Raw genomic sequence first — 19,792 nt, forward strand, 5'->3', positions numbered from 1 at the left:
CTGAGCCGCATCGATGCTACGCCTCGCGTCCTGCGAGGCCACGCGCTCGGCTACAGCGTCGCGCATCACGTCTTCGGCTTCGTCCTCTGGGCATGATAGTCTGTAACCATGCGGCGTAGGCCGCAGGATCAACGCTTCAGCAGTTTGGGGTTTTCCTTGTAGAACTTGATGAGCTGGATCAGGTTTACGAAGACCGTCCCTCCGATGGTTGTCCTGTAGGGCATGATCGGTGGTTATCCCCGGATCAAGGCGAGCGCTTCGGCATGAAGCCGCGGCGTTGCGGTTGCCAAAATGCACCCTTCCGAGTGAATCGAGAGCGGGCATCCCTCCCAATCGGTGATGCAGCCGCCGGCGCCCTGCACGATCGGCACCAGCGCCATGTAGTCATATGGCTGAAGCCCCGTTTCGAGAACGATGTCGCAGTGTCCCGACGCAAGCAGGCCATAGATGTAGCAATCGCCGCCGAAACGGCGCATCCGCGCAGCTCGCGACAGCCGCTCGAATGACTCCATCTCGCCTTTGCGGAACATGTCAGGCGATGTGGTGTAGAAGCGTGCGTCGGCGACGCTCTCGCATGCGCTGGTCCGTGCCAATCCATCGCCGAACCGCGCTACGCCGGGCTTCGCCATCCACCGCTCGCCCGAAAAGGGGACGTCGATCAGACCGCAGAATGCTTGCTGCTGATAGGTCAACGCGATCAGCGTGCCGAACAAGGGAAAGCCGCTGATGAAGCTCTTGGTGCCGTCGATCGGATCGACGATCCAGGTGAAAGCGCCACCTAGCTTGTTTCCGATCTCCTCGCCGATGATGCCATGCTCCGGAAAGCGCGCCTCGATCCTTTCCCTGAGACGCAGCTCGACGGCTCGATCGGCAATCGTCACCGGACTGGCGTCGGATTTGGCGGCGACGTCCAGCGGAGTGCGGAAATAAGACAGCACGATGGGCCTGACCGAATCTGCGAGTTCAGCGGCGAATGACAGATAGACGTCGGCATCGTCTGCCGTGACGGCATGCTGGGCCATTTCGAGCGTTCGGCGCGCTGCTCGAGGGCCGTTTCGGGATTGCCGAGCGCTTTCGGTGAAGGTGCCGATGGTAGCCATTGTATCATTCCCTTTGTTTTCTCGGGCCGCGCCGATCACGTCCTCGATGGCGGTCGTGAGACCGGAGACGGTCGCGTCAATGCGGAATTCGCGTCGCGCGGCCTCCCCAATACTTCCAGTCCCGCTCATCAACGGTTACGAAGAGATCGTCCGCTGGGAAGAAGCAAAAGAACACCGTTGGCACGAGATCTCTTCATTTCGCGCCTGCGGTTGCGGTCCAGCCACGGCGTCCCGGTCCGGAACGCGCCAATATTGGCTCAAGCAATCCGCTTAGGCGGCTCCAGGCTCCCGCCCCAAACGTCCTGCGTCTGCCACCAGGATTTCAAGAGTCGTTTCGCGACAGCGGCGGGATCATCGTCCTTGCCAAGGGCGGCCTGATACGCAACGCCACTATCCTTGAACTTGTTAAGCAGTACGTATCCATCCTCGACCTTGTATTGTCCTTCCGCTATCTCGCCGGTATCGCCCTTCGCGCCCGACGGGGACCGAACGATAACACTAAGGCTGCGATAGTCATGCGGCATTTGGACACCCTAGATATGTGATTTGTCTATTAACGACTTGCCGATCAACGTCGCGCGCGAGGTGCCATATGTGTTCGTCAAACGCTACGACATTGCCCCTCCACCTGATCGAGCATGACCGGTGAAGGAAACTGCCCAGGCATCTTTCGGGCAGTGCCTGACTAACCCCGTCCCCTGACCAAAAGCTGACGGCCACGATCAATTCCTCGAATTCGGGAACTTGCGGGGCGCGATGCACCCCGGTCAACTTAGAACAGCGATGCTACAAGCCTCAAACTTGTCAGAGTTTTCCAGCCGCGCAGGCAGCCCTCGTCTTTGTCAAGGTCTTCACCGATCGTGGCGCCTTGATGAACCTTGCGGCCATCAGGCCACTCAGCAACCGCGGGTTCAAGGCTCAAGGGCTGACCGTCAAAAACAAAGACAACTTCGTCATCTTCGATTCGCTTTGACGATCTCAGCGTCGGAGGTTGATTGGGTAGTCGGCCCCTTCCACTTCATTCGGCCGTGAATACGCCAACCCAATTACATGCTTGGAGCAAACTGTATCGGCGCTGCATCGAATTGGCGCGGAACATGAGGCTTGCCTTGTGGCCGCCAGCCAGTGCTCTTTCCACCCACCGTGCAGAAAGACAGCGGATGACAATCTCTTTGCGCTGATTATCGCCGTGATTGCAATGCTAAGGTACGCTTGGTGTTTGCCCAAGACCGATATGGTCAGTGTATTCGCAATACTGTCATGTTAGGCATTTTCCTCGGAGTCGCCGCTGGCAATGCGACTTGGGATTTTGTGAATAGCTATGTTTCGCCGCCATGCAAACGCTTACCGCATCATTCGATACTGGCGCTCGGTTCGAGCGAGCCTTGATCAAATTTGCTCATCGCGAGATGGTCCGCCCTCACAACGCGGACTGGCGCGCCGGAGACTGCTAGTCTGGCAATCGCGTTCCACCCAAGGGCCAAGGCGAAGGAATGAAAGTCAATCATATCGTGCTTAGGAACCGGTCTAGACGATGGAGCAAGGAAGAGGACAAGCGCCTGCTCGAACTCACGTCAAACAACGAAATACCGAAGCGCATTTCTATCCTACTCGAGAGAAGCGAACTCGCTGTCGTTCAGCGGATGAGGAAATTGCGCGTGTGGCGTCCAAACTCCGGACCTCCTGAGAGGCCAGACAAGCGATAAGCGAAGACGCCGAGCGCGATCACCACCGTGCCGGAGGAGGCGCCGACCCCGGAGCACATCGCCGTAAAGCCGGGACAGAAACTCCGCTTCCGGCCCCGCCCACGTATGAGAGCCCGCCTATGACCGATAAGCCAGAGAGAGAAATAACGCACGAACGGGCCGCGCTGCGCGGCGATGAACGCGCCAAGGCCTGCCCGTTCTGCGGCGGGATGCCCGAGGTCGAGCTAGGCCTGACGGCAAGGATCGCCTGCATCGAGGTCGACTGCCTTAATCCTATCGTTCATTCGCCGACGCTCGCAGACGCGCTGGCCTTCTGGAACATGCGCCGGGCGTCCGGACCGGCGGTAAGCTTGACCGGCGAGCACGGCTCGAGGAGAGCGACTTCCTCGAGAGCTAAGATTGGCAGATGGCTCTCGATTGTCGCGGGCCGTAATCTCCGCCACGCAGAGACCGGGGATGATCATCCCATGACCAAAACCCTCGTTGAATTTATTGGCGGCCCCGCACATGGAGCCAGGATGACGCGTCCGCGCGTTGCGACAGTAAACGTTCCTACTCCGAGTTTCGGCAGGTTCGCATACACGATCCGACGTTGCCGCGACGATGACGGCAATCTCGTCGAAATCCTGGCGCCTGCCGGTCGCGAAGTCGATCCCGCCTTTCTTGCCAAGCGAGGACTCCGGAATTGATGGTGGAGGGACCAAGATCTCCGATATGCTGTCGCCAGGGACTTTATGGAGAATGTAGCGATGACGAAGGAACCTGACGACGTCCGCGTGTCGAGGAGATCGAAATCGACGAGTCGGCTGCGATCATAGTTGGGCAGATCGATGATGAGATCACCGTCGCTATTGCGAGCGTTGTCGGCGTTCATTTCCGGGTAACGCGGATCAGGCGCTCAAACTCTCTCGCGCCTTGGCTGTGGCCGCGGAGAATGCGGCTAAATTCCTGGCATCTATCGAGACGTAACGGCGCAGAGGACACCAAGAGATGCAGGCGGATTTTTCCAGCCGGAGTCGAGCGATTGTCCCGTCGGACACCGACACAAAGAGGGGCTTGGGCGCGAGAGGCGAAGCTCCAGCAAAACGGTCTGTTCACTCTTGCGCGTCAATCAAATCGCGCACCAGCGACAGCACTTCCGATCCTGAGTCTTCGGTGTCGGTGATTTGTTCGATAACAGCGTCGGTCACATTGAGGAGCGCGCGTCGAGCCGCTTCCCTGTCCTCGTTTCGCTGTCTGAAGTACGCGTCTATCAGGGGCCCAAGTCACCGTACTCCTTCAGGCCATGATAGGCAGCGCTGGCGGCTTTTAATTCTATTCGCGCGGCGTCATCTACACATGCATCCGAGAGCTTCAAACAACGTTTTTCGATGCGCTCGTCTTCGACCTCGTGATTCTTTTGGCGGACCACCCAACGATCCGCTCGCGCTCGGGGAAGCATGGATCGAGTAAGCGCCAATTGCAGCCGTCATCAGAAGGAGCAATCCGAAATCGACCATCAGCCCACCGGCGATTTTGATGTTTGCAAGCACTTGCTGTCGCTTTCTAAAGATTTCAATTTGGCGAGTTTGAGGTCTTGCTCAATCAGATTGAGGCCGGTTTCCAGCTTAGCCCTGCTGAACCGTCGCAATCTTTTTGTATGGTCGCTCGTATCTGAGGATGGTTTTGCTCCAGCGTGGCGATGCGTGATCAATCGTGAGTTTGGCATTCGCTTGAACGGTTTCAAGCTGTTGATCTGCACGTCGACCTGGATCGCGTGCCATCGGTAACGGCACTATCAGCGTGTCACACCTACTGCATCCAAAGTTCCGCGCGCGTGCAGCTAAGCGAATGGATCCCCGATATGAATCGAAACGCTTAACGAGTGACCGACATTTGCCCTGTATTGAAGTCTAACTTCGGCGGCACAGACAGTCGCACCAGCCCTCCGGCGCCATTCACATGATGACGACAGGACTGAGGTGCAAACTGTCGAAGAGCTCAAGCTAAATGATCTCGAAGTATCTCCGGCGTTCAAAGTCGGTGACCCGATGTTGAACGGCTTCCCATTCCCAACGGCGGGAGCAAGAAAAGGCTTCAACAAACCTTTCTCCGAAGACATCATTGGCCGCTGGAGACTGTGCAAACCGATATGTTGCCTCTGATAGGCTTTGAGGCAGTCTCGCAGACGGACGACACATCTCCACGCTTGCATCACCGACGATCGAAGCCGGTAGGGCCACATCTGTTTCGACGCCCAGTATTCCGGAACCAATGGCACATGCGAGGGCGAGATATGGGTTCACGTCAGCGCCAGCCAGCCTATACTCCAGGCGATGGGCAGACGGATCTCCCGGAATCGCCCGAACGGCGCAGGAGCGGTTGTCAACTCCCCAGCTTGGACAGATTGGCGCCCACCAGCCAGGTACCAATCTCTTGTAGCTATTGAAGTTCGGCGCAGCGAGCACACAGAAATCATTCATGTATTCTAGTTGTCCGGCGATGAATTGCCTCATAAGCTTCGAAACGTTAGCGAACGCATCGCTGTCGTAAAAGGCATTCTGACCATCCGAGGACATCGAGATGTGAATATGGCCGGACTGGCCGGGCCATTTCTCGGAAACCTTGGCCATGAATGTAGCCATCATGCCTCGCGTTTGCGCCCACGCTTTTATCATCGACTTGAATATGGTTGCTCGATCGGCAGCTTCCAGCGCATCACAATGACGAAGTGACGCTTCAACCACGCCAGGCCCCGTTTCAAAGTGCAGTCCGCTTAGAGGTATTCTCGCCTTCTCACAAAGCGCCAAGATCTCATCGAACAGCTCATGTTGAGCGACAGAACGCGCAATCGAGTAGCCGAACGGCCCGCGTGTTAAAGGAGCCCATTCGCCGAACGGCTTGTCTTCAATTGTGTCGGCGTTCTCCTTGAACAGCATAAACTCAAACTCGAACCCGGCAGTGCAGCCGTAGCCGTGGTCAGCAGCCCTTCTCAGGACCTTACGCAGAATACCGCGTGGGCAGATGTTCTCATGTGCGCCCGTGAACTCGGCGAGGTAGAGATATTGATCGCCGACATAAGACACCGAACGGCCGGTGCCTGACAGGATACGCAGATCAGCATCTCCGAATGCTGATAGCGGCTTTTGCGTGAAACTGGCCGGAATGATCTGATCCGAACAATCCCACGCCAGCACCGCTTCAGAGAACTTGATAACTTTATCTCCATCCGAGAGATCTTCACCTAAGACGTGTTTGCCTCGCAGGACGCCATCGAAGTCGCTTACGCCGATCATCGCCGCGCGGGCTGGATTCGCCCCGGTCAACCTGGCACCAGTTGGCATTAGTCGCGATCCATTAAATCGAACACCTGATCCATCCGCATTGCTCGCAACTTGCGATAGTCATCCTCAAGCTGTGTCGAGTCGCTATTCACGAGATAAACGATGCCTGGTGTCGACGCCAAGTCGATCGTCGGAACCAGCTCTTGACCAATCGGAACGAATGCAATGGCATCCGCGAAGCTCGGTAGCTTGCGGATTGTTTCGAGTCCCGGGTGACCGGCAACGACACCGCCTATATCGGAGATCAGCGAGACGCATAGTGCGTGAGCCTGCCGCTTGTAGGGCCCGCGCAGCCTCATGTACTCACCAAAGCCCTTAGGATCTGCGTAGCGCCAGGCCGTCAGCGTCATATGGTTGTGCCCCAACGCCATGGTTCGTGCTTTTGCCGACATGGTCCCTTGAAGTCTCGCTCCGAAGTCCACCAGAACCGGCCCCCGATGATCGACAATGATCTCAGCATGAGCCGGTCCGTCGACGATCTGAAGCGCCTGCAACGCACGCACCAAGTAGTCGGACAGCTCCTGAACGATTGGTTCGCTGCCGCCCAACAACCTCTCAAGTGAGCAGACCGATGATGCCCCCTCAATAGGAACGGTGTCATAGGTCCAGGCCTCCGTAACGAAGGCTTCCCCGTCGATCGAGACGGCATTTACGGTGTATTGCTGGCCGTTTATTTTTTCCTGCCCAAGGGCAAAATGATTCAACGCTCCGACACGGTTCGTCTTCCCGACAATTGCGCTTAGAGCCCGCTGAATATCAGCATCTGTCGAGCAAAAGAATACATCCTCGGTACCCGTACTGTTCAGAGGCTTGATCACGATCTCGTCGAACTTCGCTTCACGCTTCCAGCTCGCGATCTCTACAGCACTGTCGGACACGACTTGTCTGATCGATCGCACGCCTGCAGAGGTCAGCGCGCAAGACAATCGCGCTTTGTCACGCCGAGCAGCCGATAGCGCGGTCCCATTTGAAGGTAAGCCCAGCCGCTCCGACAAAGAATCGGCGAGCTCAACTCCGGTCTCGCAGCCCGCGATAACGAACTCCAACTCCCTGCCATGGAGAGCCTGAAGATGATATTCAACGATGTCGTCATACCCCATGCGCTCGCTGGGGCGAATGACTTCATCATACAGATCCGCATTGAAATGCGATTGGAATATGGGTGGAATCTGTGCAGCCGACATCACATGCACCGTTCCAATTCCATAACGCTTGAATTCTTCCGGCAGGTACCGGCCGGTAGAGTATGCGTCTACGATTACACAGTTCCGTTCTTTCATGTGGATCTCCGATACTGCAAGTAGATGTTGCCGACAGCGACAGCCGTAATGAGAACATTTCCAACGAACGTATGTGACGAAGGCACGATGCGAGAATCGAAGTACTGGAACAGGAAGGTGATGATGGGGGCGGTGGACAGGACCATGTTGACAGTGAAGGGCTCTACGCGGCGAATGCCCTGCTGGATCAAGAGCAAAGGAACAAGGATCGTCGACAGCCCAATTGCTGCGATCGCAAACCAATGCTGCGAGATCTCGGGCACGATAGATGAATGGTCGACCAGGCCCAGCAGCAAGAGAATCGTTCCGTAAAAGCGATGCGCCAGCACTTGTCGGCCAGAAAACCCACGGTCGAACAGCAGTTTGACCAGTATATTTGTGAGGGCCAGCGATAGGCCGGCCACGATCGCCAAGACGATGCCAAAGGACGATCGAGCCCCCCACTCCACGCCCGCGTTGCCGCTGGCCGAGATCCAGATCATGTAACTTCCGATCGTTGCGATCGTAACGCTCACGACGATATCGGAAGCTGGAGGGGTGCCCTGGCGCCTGATCAGTGCGTTTAACCACACTGTTGCTGTGGGCCCGAGCGCCACCATGAAGGCGACGACGATCGCAGGTTCAGCGTATTTCAGCCCGATAAAGAGGCCGATCCAGCTGATCGCTGTCACGACATTGAGCGCGACGAAGACCAGGAGCGACCATTTCGCCACCCTTGCCTCGCCTCCCTCGTGGCGCGCCAGGAGATTGAACGTCAGACAAACCACAGCGAAGGACAGCAGGAGCGCGACGAACACATCTGCTTGCTGAAAATACGATGCCGCATAAACCTCGCCTGCCGCGCTCACGACGACATAAAGCGCCACAAAGAAAACTCCTAGAGCGAAGCGATTCGTCAATCGCTGCCTGCGCGGCGGCGCACGGCCCGCGGAGGACCAGGCGCGTGCATCGGCTCCGAGGGACTCTCCTTTCGACCTGCACGGACCACGTTTGGTTTGAAATGTCACAATCCGCCTCTAGTGCTTCTTAGCTCTGCAGTACCCAACACACGCCTCACCAAATGTCTTGAACAGTTGCTTGCTGAGGAGATCGGTTGAGACGTGCCATTCGGGGTGCCATTGCACGCCGATTTGCAGTGTCGGCGCGCCAATGACCGAAGCCGCCTCGACCAGGCCGTCAGGCGCCCACGCCTCCCGCCTCAGCGCCGGGGCAAGCGCCTCGATGCCTTGATTGTGCAGCGAGTTGACTTGCGCTTCGATCGTCCGCGCGATTGGGAAGAGCGCGCCATCGGAACATATCCTGACGCTGTGCGCGGCGTCGTACTGACGGTCTCTTGGACGATCTGGCTTCTCGGCATGCATCGCGCCACTTTCCGGCCTCCACTCCGCAAGCGATGGGCGGAGTGTGCCGCCGAAATAGACGTTGAGTTCCTGAAGCCCACGGCAGATGCCCAGAATAGGCATTCCGAGCGCCATGGCGCTCTCTATGGTTACGGCAGAGAGCCTGTCCCGCGGGCGGTCAAGGATCCCAACCTCAACGTCCTGCCGATCAGCCTCCGTCAAGGACGAAGGCGCTCTCAGGATGGCGGGGTCGATGTTCGATTCATCACCAGTCAACACCAGGCCGTCGAGCCGGCCTATGATCGCCGGGGCGACCTCCTCCCTCGCATCTTCCGCGTCGACCGTCGGCAATATGACGCACGCCACTCCCGCATGACGATGGAGTGCCTGCACGTATTTGCGCCGCAACCAGTCGCGATGCACACCATCCACCAAAAGACGGTTCGAAGTGACGCCGACCACGGCTCGGGCGCGCTCTGGCCGTAGCAACGTCACGCCAGCTGCCCTCGCGTGCGGACCTCGGCAACGGACTGCTCATACAACCGTCGATTTCGCTCTTTCAACTGAGTTATGACGCTAGGTTGACCTTGGGGTCCCTTGACAAAGAGTCCGCCCCAGGTCTCGGCAACCTTCGCGTAGTTCGGATCCTGCATTCGGATTTTCTGAGCTTTGCGCAACAGCCAAAACGGGATACCCGGCGAAAGGTGATGCTCGAGGTGGTACTCATCCAGATTCTGTCCGAGGATGGCCCGCTCAAGGAAACTTCCTTTCCGATTCCTGGTGAGATAGACGTTCTGCGTCTCGGTTTCGCACATAGGTGAGTGCTCGGCGAGCTCGATAAACCAGCCGAGGACCTGAAACGTGGTGAGATAGGGCACGATCCAAAATAGGACGACGATATGGAGCAGCCCAAGCGCATATGACCCGGCCAGGATGCTGATCCAGAAGAGATAGAAGCCATACTTGTCGATAAGTATGCCTGAGCGGCTCTGATCCTCGGCTTCTGTGATCGAAAACCGGTTGGTCCAAAGATACTTCAGATACGCCACTGTCGCGCCGCCGAAGATCGGCTTCCAGATCATGTTGAAAGCGTACCGCTCCGGAGGCTGCACGTCGTAAACGCCGCTGGCCAGGAAGAACTTCAGGTCGGGATCCTTGTCCGGGTCCCCGAGATAGGGATGATGCAAATAGACGTGCGAAATCCGGTAGGCCCAGTGGCGCTGGAACAAGGGATAGGAAGCGAACAGAATGCCGAGGACGTAGTTCCAGGTCGTGTTCTTCGCGAGCGTCCGATGAGCCGCGTCATGAGCGATGGTTGTCAATCCGCGCTGATAGGCACCAATCAGAAGAACGGCGAGCGGGTAGAGCCACCATGAGATGGACACGGTCGCGAGCGTGCACGCTGCGATGACAGCGTAATCTTTGGCAATATAGGCCGCTCCCGTGATGTTGTCGGGCCTCAGCTCGGAGAGCTGCTTATTGACCTCCCGGCTGAATTGAACGGCCTCATAGCGTGATGACCTCAGTTTCCAAGCGTCTGCCTGATTCATGAGAACCTCTTCCTGATCGCCTTGCTGGTTGTCAGATTGCGGAAAGCGCCTTGTCCAGATCGCGTACGATGTCATTGACATCTTCGATGCCGACGCAAAGTCGGATCGAGCCGCCATATATGCCGGCGGCTTCGCGCTTTTCCCGCGGGACTGTGGTGTGGGTCGTCGAGACAGGATGAGTCACGAGCGTTCGGGCATCGCCTACATTCGAAACGTGATACATCAAGTCGACGTTCTGGATGAACTTGCGCCCAGCCTGCTCGTCCTCCACTTCGAACATGACCATCGCCCCGTGTCCGTATGCAGTATTGAGTGTCTGTTCGACGGTTTCCCGATCGGCGCCTTCAAAGAGCCCCGGGTAGAAGACACGGCGCACTTTAGGGTGCTCCTTGAGAACGTCGGCCACGATCCTGGCATTCGCGCAGTGCTGCTTCATGCGAAGGGGCAGCGTTTCAAGCCCTTGGATCAGTTGAAAGCTCGCAAACGGGGCGATGGCCGCGCCGGTATCGCGCAACCAGGTCATGCGAGCCTTGAGCAGAAACTCGCTCTTTCCAAGATCGTCGACATCGCGCACCGCGTTATGCCAGACAATTCCGCCATGCGCATCGTCGGGACGGTTGAACAAGGGAAAGCGAGAGGCTTTCCGGTAGCTAAACTCGCCGTTGTCAACGATCAGTCCGCCAAGCGTCGTGCCATGGCCGCATATATATTTCGTTGCGGAGTACGTCGTAATCGCAGCGCCGAGATCTGACGGCCGGCATACCAGTGGCGTCGTCGTATTGTCCACGACCAAAGGCACGCCGTACTTTCGGCCGATCTCCGCCAGCTGCTTGACGGGGAGCGGAATCAGACAGGGATTCGAAATCACCTCTCCGAACAGGCATATCGTGCGATCATCAATGGCACGCTCGAACGTCTCGGGCCTTCGAGGATCTGCCGTCCTCACGCTGATCCCAAGACGCTTTAATGTATTGTGGAGCAGGTTCCAGGTATTGCCATATAGATAGGGAGAGGCGACGACATTGTCCCCCACTTCGCCACTTGACAGGTTGACGATAGCCAGGAACGTCGCCGCTTGACCTGACGCAACGGCGAGCGAGTCGCGTCCCATATCGACGGCGGCGTAGCGCTTTTCCAGCGCGCGGGTCGTCGGATTGATGATCCTCGTGTAGGTGAACCCATCGGCCTTGACGTTGTAGACGTCAGCAATGTGGTTTAGATCGCCATCGAGTTCATAAGCCGTATTCTGGTAAATCGGCACTGCGACGGCTTTCGTCACCGGGTCGCGTCGATAGCCCGCATGCAGAACAGCAGTCTCGGCGGAAAACGGCAGCTGCGGGTCCCCGGCCGCTCGAGCCGGCATCTTTACGCGAGCCCCGCATGCCTCATGGCTCGACATCGGCCTTGCTGACCGAGCCTGACCGGACCGGAAATATGTACGAAAAGCGCACCCCAACTGCTCGATCCAGCTGGATTGGATTTCCCCAATACAACCGACGCGAAAACTCCGCGTCGGAAGATGCAGCTTCGAGTAGACGTAAAGGTTGTGGGCCGCCAAGTGGCGATACAGCCCATCGAATCCTGCCTGGTCCACGATTCCAGACGGCGCACTGAACGCGACGCAGACCGGCGACTGCAAGTCCGGGGACAGCAGCGGAGACACCACTCCTTCGAGTTCTTTGACGAGATCGTCCCTGACCTTCTCGTACCTGCAGCGCCTGGCATCGATGCCCTCCTCGTGCAGAATCTTCAAGGCCTTTGTCGTTGCCTGAACGATGTGGGTGGGAGGGGTCGATCGCCACTCACCCGTGCGCTCGAGCGAGAGCCATTGATCTCTCACGTCGAGCACAAACGACCTCGGTTCTTGAACCGCATTCTCCAGCAGCTCGCGAGACGCGATGACAAATGCCACTCCCGGCGGCCCTTCTATGCACTTGTTGCTCGAGGTGACCAGGACGTCAGGTCCACGCTGGCTCAGGTCGATGTTGAGGGCGCCGAAAGAACTCATCCCATCGATGATGGTCTTTACGCCACGTCGCCTCGCCTCCTCCACGATTGCGTCCAGCGGATTGACGATTCCAGTTGTTGTCTCACAATGCACGAGACATAGGTGCGTAACGCCAGGATTTCGGCTCAGATACTCGCCAATTTCTTGAGGATTGAAAGGATCGGTCGCTCGCTTGACAAGCTTCAGTGCTTCGACGCCCCATAACCGCAAAATTTTTAAAATGCGCTCGCCATAGATGCCGTTTATGCAGACGAGCGGCCTGTGGGCTCGGGACACAAATGAAGAGAGAGCGGCTTCCATTGCAAAGGAGCCGCCTCCCTGAATAGGCACCACCGAATAGTCGTCAGAATTTCCCAGCAAGTTGAGCATCAGCCGCCTCATGCAGGCGGTCACTTCCTTGAACTCGCAATCGCGCGATGCGAGATCAAGCTGCATCTGGCTTCTGACCGCCAGCGATAACGACAATGGACCAGGCGTCAGCAAAGAGCGCTGTCTTATCAAACCATTCCTCCTCAAGTTGTATTCGTCAATGGATCTGGAGTACGCCCACCCCACCAGGGAGCCCCTGTGGCGAGCGTCGACTTCCTCGGTCAACAGCTTCGGGTCAAACGCCATGGATCGCGGGCGCGTTTCGGGTCGCTGTCCGAAAACCCTGTCGGATGACAACCTCCATATCTCATCCCAGATGCAGAACGATCTTTCACAAAGCTCCTCACCGATGCCATTCAGACCTCCCAGAAATTGGCTTTGCCACCGCGCCCTCGCACGCAATTGGCGCCGACGCGCGCTCTCATCCAGCCATCACGCATGCGCAGGCTTGAGCGCGGTCCTTCTTGCGTCGCGAAGCGGCAGGTCGGCCGACCGACTTACGTGTGAACCTGTGCCATTCAGGCAAACTTGACGTTAGGAAAACGATGCAGTCGGATCATCGCGCCCGGATGCAGATCAAGGCATGGCACACTTGATGATCGTCGTTGGCGACGGGAGTCTGCTGCGTGGGCTTGAGACTTGATGCATTCGCACTCCGTCGCGCGTTGGAGGGTTTTGGACGCTGATGACTGTCGTTGTCCATTTCGAGATCGTACAACTTGACGTTAGGGGCGTTTCAACCCTTTCCGAGATTTTCTTGCGTGAATTTTTCCTGACCGCACTCCCATCTGGCGGCGAGAAGCCGACGTAGGCAGCAGAGTGCGGAGATTCACAGCGAGCTAGAATAATTTGAGAGTTCGACATCAGGACTGTCGGCATTCCGCCTGCGAGCGCGCTACCTGCAGGTAAGTGATGCCCCAATCTTCCCGTTCACGTACGATTCCTCGCCACCCCCAGATGGAGGACCGAGCTTCTCCCCGGTGCCGGCGAGATCCTCCTGGATGCTGGTGCCTGGAAAGTGTACGCCCTCGTCGCACATGACTGCCGGTATCACGTCGTTGCGCTTGAATGGAGCGGCCTTGTCAGGGTGTGGTCGGGTCCGGCTTGAAGGCAATTGAGCGACCTGGATCGCTGGCCGTTTAGCAACGGTCAGTTTGACACCTTTCGGCGAGTCGCCGCAGAACATGTCGTCCTGCTTTGCTAGGCTACGTCGAGCCGACTCCAGATGAGTGGCACGTGTCCCTCTCTGAAAGCGATCGCCAGGCTGGCAGCATCTCTCGGTTCTGCACGCCGCTTCGCGGCGAGAACGTCTCACGGATCAATCATCGCCAAGGTGAGCGTGCCGTGGTTGACGGCTGGTCCAAAGCGTGAGCCCCAGGGTGAGCCGGAGTTCCATCGCGTCTCGGCACTCAATGAACGCAAGTACCTCGGCGGTGAGGCGCTCTGGTTCGACGGATCGCACCTCCGAGCCGTTCTGCTCGCGTTGGCTCCTCTGCAGCGCCTGCTCGTTGATGGCGAGCTCGCGTTCGACGCGGTCTACCGCGCGGTCGAACAGGTTGACGGTTGAAAAGAGCAGATCATCAAGCGATCGTCCTTGTCGCCCGCCATGGATGAGCTCCCTTGCCTTTCGGCCGCGCCCATCGCCGCCTTCATGGCGATCAAGGACGGCAGGCGGGATGGAGCAGAATCCGAACCGCGGCGGAGGTCCGTAGCGCAGCGCAGGATGGCTAAGCTTCGCGGCTGCGTTGTCTCGCGATGCGAAGGCGCGGGGCAACGCGGGCGGTGTCCGCCGACGAGCGGCGGGCCAAAAGGAAGCAAGCTTCCCGAAAGCTGGCATGGCCGCGACAGGAAGGAGTCGTGGCCGACTGCTAAGTTCGGATTGGTCAATATACTGAAGCAAGCGCCCGCTCGCCGGATGCGGCCAGGCTCGGAAACCGAGGCGTCAGCCTCATACTGCGCGAGAGATCGAAGCCGGCCGAGACGCTGCCTGGCTCGGCTTTAACGGGAGCTTACGTGTCGCTGGCCGCACGCGTAGCAAGAAACGCTAAGCGAAAACCTCAACCTACTGGAAGTCGGACTTCCTCTCTGGCCTTTGTCATCGCGTCGTAGATTCTGATCTGGAGCATGGGACGGCGCTTCTTGAGCTCCTCCGCTCCCGCCCATGCTCCATCTCTGCTCGTGTACTCGGTCTTGAATTGACCATCCACTTCGAGCACGTAACCGGAAGCGGGCATTCGAGGAGTGGGTGCGACCATTTTGTTCCTTTAGAGTTGAAAAGTCCGATCGCAGGCCCCTGAGCCGAATCGCCTTGGCCGGGCCAGCAGGATATTGTACGAATCGATGGTGCGATGCGAGGGACATCTAACCATCAAGAATTGAGCGCGCCATCAAGACATCCACTACCGCTTCCGCTGAATGCTCTAGGGTCTGCTCCATGGTCCTGAGATGAATCTCCGGTGTTGTTGGTGCTTCGTAGCACGAATCGATCCCGGTGAAGTTCTTGATCTTGCCGGATTTCACCTTTGAATACAGGCCTTTTGGGTCTCGCCGCGCGCATTCCTCGATCGGCGTATCGACAAAGACTTCTATGAACTCTTCCTTGCCAACCAGGCCGCGCACCCTGTCCCGTTCGGCCCTAGAGGGCGAAATGAACGAGCAGATCACGATCAAGCCGCTGTCCGCCATCAACTTGGCAACTTCACCGACACGCCGAATGTTCTCCACGCGGTCCACCTCCGAGAAGCCAAGGTCCGCGTTTAATCCGTGCCGGAGGTTGTCGCCATCCAGCAGCATGGTATGCCGCGACATCGCAAACAGCTTTTGATCAACCAGGTTGGCAATCGTCGACTTTCCCGCGCCAGACAGGCCAGTGAACCAGATGACGCAAGGCTTCTGATTCTTGAGCGCGGCGCGCTCCCTCCTGTCCACGGATAGCGCTTGCCTAGCAATATTGGTGGCCCGCCGTAGCGGAAAGGCTATCATGCCGGCCCCGACCGTACGATTCGTGTAACGATCGATGAAGATAAATGATCCGGTCTTTCGATTGACGTCGTAAGGATCGAATACTGCGGGCATTGCGGTCGCAACATCGCAGAAGGCGATCTCGTTGAGGGAAAGCGTCCCGGCGGCCAGATGCTCACAAGTGTTGACGTCGATCCGATGCCTAATTGCGGTAATGCTGCCGGCAATCGTCTGCGATCCAATCCGCAGGACGTAACTGCGTCCGGGAGCGAGCGGCTCATTGTCCATCCAGATCACATAAGCGGCGAACTGGTCGGCGACCTTCGGTCGGTCGTCCGGTCGGGACAGAATGTCGCCACGGCCGATGTCGATTTCGTCTTCCAGTGTAATGGTAACCGCATCGCCGGCTTCGGCGCCGACAAGGTCGCCATCATGGGTCACGATCTGCTTGACGCGCGTAGTCCGTCCCGACGCGGCGACAACGATCTCGTCTCCTGCCGAGATACTCCCGGAAGCCACCGACCCGGCATAGCCCCGAAAATCCGGGTTGGGCCGGTTCACCCATTGGACCGGAAAGCGGAAAGCCTGGCTTGCGGTGCCGGACTGGATGTCAATGCTCTCCAAATGCTCGAGGAGGCAGGGACCATGATACCAGTTGGCATAAGCGGAGCGGTCCACGACGTTGTCGCCGTAGCGCGCCGAGATCGGGATCGGAACGATCGAGGTGAAGCCGAGACCGGCGCCAAAGGCCAGATAGTCATGGACGATCCGATCGAAGCACTCCTTGTTGTATGCGACAAGATCGATCTTGTTCACTGCCAGCACGACATGACGAATACCGAGCAGCGAACAGATAAAGGAGTGGCGGCGGGTCTGAACCATCACGCCTTTCCGGGCATCGATCAGGATGATGGCGAGCTGAGCATGCGAGGCGCCGGTAGCCATATTTCGGGTATACTGCTCGTGACCGGGAGTGTCGGCCACCATGAAGGAGCGCCGCGGCGTCGTGAAGAAGCGGTAGGCGACGTCGATCGTGATGCCCTGCTCCCGTTCGGCCTCCAGCCCGTCCACGAGCAGCGCGAAATCGATGTCATTCCCGGTGCTACCGTGCTTGATGCTGTCGCGTTCCAGCACCGTGAGCTGATCGTGGTAGATCATGTTGCTGTCGTGCAGTAATCGGCCGATCAACGTCGATTTGCCGTCGTCCACCGAGCCACATGTGATGAATCGCAGCTGATCCTTTGTCCTGGCGGGGACCGGTTCCATCGTCGGCTTTGTAAACATCAAAAGTAGCCTTCCCGCTTCTTCTTCTCCATTGAAGCGGCTTCATCGGCATCAATTAGGCGTCCCTGGCGCTCCGACACAGTCGCAGTCTGCATTTCTGCGACGATGTCTTCGATCGTCGTCGCATCGGATTCAATAGCCCCGCTCAAAGGATAACATCCAAGCGTACGAAAGCGGATCATCCGCATTTCCGGCGTCTCGTCGCAGTTAAGCGGCAATCGCTTGTCGTCGATCATGATCGTCGCACCATTTCGACGCACTATCGGTCTTTGTTTTGCGAAGTAGAGCGGAACGACCGGAATCTTCTGGAGCATGATGTATTCCCACACATCGAGCTCGGTCCAGTTTGACATCGCAAACACGCGCATGGTTTCGCCCTGGCGGATCCGTGTGTTGAACAGGCTCCAGAGCTCCGGCCGCTGGTTACGGGGGTCCCATACGTGTCCGGCCGAACGGAAGGAGAGTATCCGTTCTTTTGCGCGGCTCTTTTCCTCATCGCGCCGGGCTCCGCCAAAGGCCGCATCAAATCCGTGGAGGTCGAGCGCCTGCTTCAGCGCGTCGGTCTTCATTATCTGGGTATGGAGCGCGGAGCCGGAATCGATTGGATTGATCCCGCGCGCGATGCCCTCCTTGTTGACGTGGACGATCAGGTCGAGGCCGAGCCGCCTGGCTGTCGCGTCCCGGAAGCTGATCATCTCGCGGAACTTCCAGGTCGTGTCAACGTGAAGCAGGGGGAAAGGCACTTTTGCCGGATAGAACGCCTTGATCGCAATGTGCAGCATCACGCTTGAGTCTTTTCCGATCGAGTAAAGCATGACCGGCCTTTTGAACTCGGCGACCACATCACGCATGATTTCAATCGATTCAGCCTCGAGACGGCGCAGATGTTTCGGCAGCATATATCTTCTTTTCGATGCAGGATCTCTGTTCTTCGCCGTTCTATGGCTCCCCAGAGTGGGAATATCCGCGACGGAAACGGCCGGCCAAGACGCATGGCTCGTCCATGAGGTCAAGCCCCGTTGGACAGCAGACTTGCAGACGTGGCAGCATATCGCAATCCGCCGCTGGTGCTGCCGGCGCCTGCGTCACACCTGATCGGGAGATCAGCTCGCGCGGGTTAAGGATCTTGGCTAAATCAGCCAGCGTGTTTTGATCGCAAGCATTCAGATCGGCCTAGGGGATATTGAGGATCTGCTCAAGCCGCGCGACCTCGCCTCGCAACATCTCGATAGCCGTGTCGCGGTTGCGAATGGCGTCCAGCCCCGCAGCTCGATCAGCTTCTGACGCCAACAACGCCTGTTGCAACTGGGCCGCCATGGCCGGGCGCAAATTCTCCTCAACGTTGGCGCCCGATGGACCGTTCGCCTGTCGCACCTTGGAGACGTCGCACGCGGAGCGAGTTTTCTGGACCGGCTCTCCAGCGTGAGATGGACCGGATAATGCTCCCGCCTTTGTACTTCGCAAATCCCACCAGGTTCGGAATATCTGACGATAAAGTTCGGTTACCTCCCCTCCCCTATCGAGGACTCCGGCTTGCTGTGCATGCACCAGTTCCTGCTCATATCCGAGTTCTAGCAAAAGCTCGGAGCCGACCAGATCGGTCACGGTTTGCATCTCTTCGACGCTCAATTGAGATTGCCATGCCTTGACAGAGCTTTCGTCGACGGCGTTTCGTTCCAAGATTTTTCGGTCTCCAAAGCTGCTGGATCGAAGATAATCTGCTTGTCCCATTCCCGCCGATGCGACGGCCGCTGGATCACAGCCGAGCCCCGTCAACAGACGCCGGATTTCCTCGTCCGGATGTGCCACGAGCAGTTCGTATTGCACGAACTGTGTCTGCGGGCGAGTGCGGTGCGCGGCGAGCTTGGGAAGGCCCAGAACCAAATCCGCGAGTGAAGATATGATCCCGTCGGGCAGACGGAGCATGAGATCGGTGAGACTGGATACGCTGACCGAATGCGAGCTTTCTGCCCGCAGTGGGATGCCCCACGTCGATTTCAGTGAAGCGGCGATGGCATAGGGATTGCGCATCAGAAGGATGTGAGGCGATTCTGGATAGACAGATTCAAGAAACCCAAGCGCCGTCCAATAGCGTGGTGTCTTGTCTATGATGATGCGCTTGCCCGCTTCTGCCAGATACTGATCGTATGCTGCATCGGCAAAAGCGCGGCTGACGATCGTGCGATCTATCCGCCCCAGGAATTCCGCGGTCGCGGCCTCAATCAGTGAGCTGCCCGCCGGATGGCGCTGGTCCACCCTGCCAAATGCTTCAAGCGCCAGCATCAACCAGGGTTCAGGCGGAGCCACAATGTCTGGATGGTGCTGGAGCAAATGCGCCAGGAGTGTCGTCCCGGATCGTGGAAGACCGAGGAGAAAGCACACCGCAGGCGAACGGCCAAAACATCCGCTCATCGTTCAGACCCTCGTGCTTGAAAAGCGAACCCCGTCGGCGCTCGCTCGATTGAGCGAAACAAAGCCAGCAGCGGGATCACATAAGAGCAACCGCTTGCGTACAAAGCGTCGAAACGACAAGAATTTTGTCTGCCACTCATGACTGCCGTTCAGTTCGATCGATCGGGCGGAATGAAAGGATAACTGCAATCGCCTCCTCGATTGCTCGACAGTTGAAACGAAGTCAAGCGCCAGCTCAATTGCACGAAGATTGATTGCGGATATGGGAAGGTTGGAAAGAACTATACCGACGTTTGCCGAAGACCGCCCGCAGCACATGGAAGGTTATTACGTATAGTCACAAGCTGCCTGTTGCTGGGCATTGAAGACGCAAATGCGACATGCACCTCGCTGATGCTCGGCATACACCAAAGAAGTTCGGCAAAAGAGCGGACAGCTCGGCGAGTGCGGCAAAGAAGC

At 57.7% G+C, this 19,792-nt stretch carries 14 protein-coding genes; 1 reads left to right on the top strand and 13 read right to left on the bottom strand.

Annotated elements, in window-relative coordinates; translation table 11 throughout:
* Positions 1-233 precede the first annotated feature (233 nt).
* Together hisN and AAE027_RS27160 are read right to left on the bottom strand one after the other, a co-directional pair.
* Complete coding sequence (gene hisN, locus AAE027_RS27155) at positions 234-1,022, bottom strand: histidinol-phosphatase (RefSeq protein ID WP_370986983.1); 789 nt, start codon at positions 1,020-1,022, stop codon at positions 234-236.
* A gap of 335 nt (positions 1,023-1,357) precedes the next feature.
* Positions 1,358-1,624: a hypothetical protein gene (locus AAE027_RS27160; RefSeq protein WP_091894593.1), complete on the bottom strand. Its 267-nt coding sequence runs from the start codon at positions 1,622-1,624 to the stop codon at positions 1,358-1,360.
* Between the two features lie 1,301 nt (positions 1,625-2,925).
* On the opposite strand from AAE027_RS27160, the gene AAE027_RS27165 reads away from it, so the two are divergent.
* Positions 2,926-3,495, top strand: a complete 570-nt coding sequence (locus AAE027_RS27165) for a hypothetical protein (protein ID WP_370986984.1) — start codon at positions 2,926-2,928, stop codon at positions 3,493-3,495.
* A gap of 809 nt (positions 3,496-4,304) precedes the next feature.
* On the opposite strand, the gene AAE027_RS27170 is transcribed toward AAE027_RS27165, so the two are convergent.
* The 11 genes from AAE027_RS27170 to noeE all read right to left on the bottom strand — a co-directional run bounded on the left by AAE027_RS27170 (position 4,305) and on the right by noeE (position 19,333).
* Entirely contained in the window at positions 4,305-4,547 is a 243-nt protein-coding gene (locus AAE027_RS27170; protein ID WP_370986985.1) for a hypothetical protein, read from the bottom strand.
* 244 nt (positions 4,548-4,791) lie between these two features.
* A complete protein-coding gene (locus AAE027_RS27175; RefSeq protein WP_370986986.1) occupies positions 4,792-6,129 on the bottom strand; it encodes a glutamine synthetase family protein in 1,338 nt (445 codons plus the stop codon).
* Entirely contained in the window at positions 6,129-7,409 is a 1,281-nt protein-coding gene (locus AAE027_RS27180) for an ATP-grasp domain-containing protein (protein ID WP_370986987.1), read from the bottom strand. Before AAE027_RS27180 ends, AAE027_RS27175 begins: the two co-directional genes overlap by 1 nt.
* Positions 7,406-8,275, bottom strand: coding sequence for an EamA family transporter (locus tag AAE027_RS27185; RefSeq protein ID WP_370986988.1), 870 nt, complete (start codon positions 8,273-8,275; stop codon positions 7,406-7,408). Before AAE027_RS27185 ends, AAE027_RS27180 begins: the two co-directional genes overlap by 4 nt.
* A 150-nt stretch (positions 8,276-8,425) precedes the next feature.
* Complete coding sequence (locus tag AAE027_RS27190) at positions 8,426-9,211, bottom strand: gamma-glutamyl-gamma-aminobutyrate hydrolase family protein (RefSeq protein WP_370986989.1); 786 nt, start codon at positions 9,209-9,211, stop codon at positions 8,426-8,428.
* Between the two features lie 29 nt (positions 9,212-9,240).
* Entirely contained in the window at positions 9,241-10,299 is a 1,059-nt protein-coding gene (rtxC, locus tag AAE027_RS27195; RefSeq protein WP_370986990.1) for a dhydrorhizobitoxine desaturase, read from the bottom strand.
* Between the two features lie 31 nt (positions 10,300-10,330).
* Entirely contained in the window at positions 10,331-12,742 is a 2,412-nt protein-coding gene (locus AAE027_RS27200; RefSeq protein ID WP_370986991.1) for a 2-aminoethylphosphonate--pyruvate transaminase, read from the bottom strand.
* Between the two features lie 1,252 nt (positions 12,743-13,994).
* Entirely contained in the window at positions 13,995-14,450 is a 456-nt protein-coding gene (locus AAE027_RS27205; protein ID WP_370986992.1) for a hypothetical protein, read from the bottom strand.
* A 587-nt stretch (positions 14,451-15,037) separates the two neighbouring features.
* Positions 15,038-16,921 (bottom strand): sulfate adenylyltransferase subunit CysN, encoded by a 1,884-nt coding sequence (gene cysN / locus AAE027_RS27210; protein WP_370986993.1) that lies wholly within the window; start codon positions 16,919-16,921, stop codon positions 15,038-15,040.
* Positions 16,921-17,874 (bottom strand): sulfate adenylyltransferase subunit CysD, encoded by a 954-nt coding sequence (cysD, locus tag AAE027_RS27215; protein WP_370987171.1) that lies wholly within the window; start codon positions 17,872-17,874, stop codon positions 16,921-16,923. Before cysD ends, cysN begins: the two co-directional genes overlap by 1 nt.
* Before the next feature lie 220 nt (positions 17,875-18,094).
* Positions 18,095-19,333 (bottom strand): nodulation protein NoeE, encoded by a 1,239-nt coding sequence (gene noeE / locus AAE027_RS27220; RefSeq protein ID WP_370986994.1) that lies wholly within the window; start codon positions 19,331-19,333, stop codon positions 18,095-18,097.
* Positions 19,334-19,792 lie beyond the last annotated feature (459 nt).

This window comes from Bradyrhizobium sp. DN3 (assembly GCF_041357655.1).
In the GTDB taxonomy this organism is placed as follows: Bacteria; Pseudomonadota; Alphaproteobacteria; order Rhizobiales; family Xanthobacteraceae; genus Bradyrhizobium.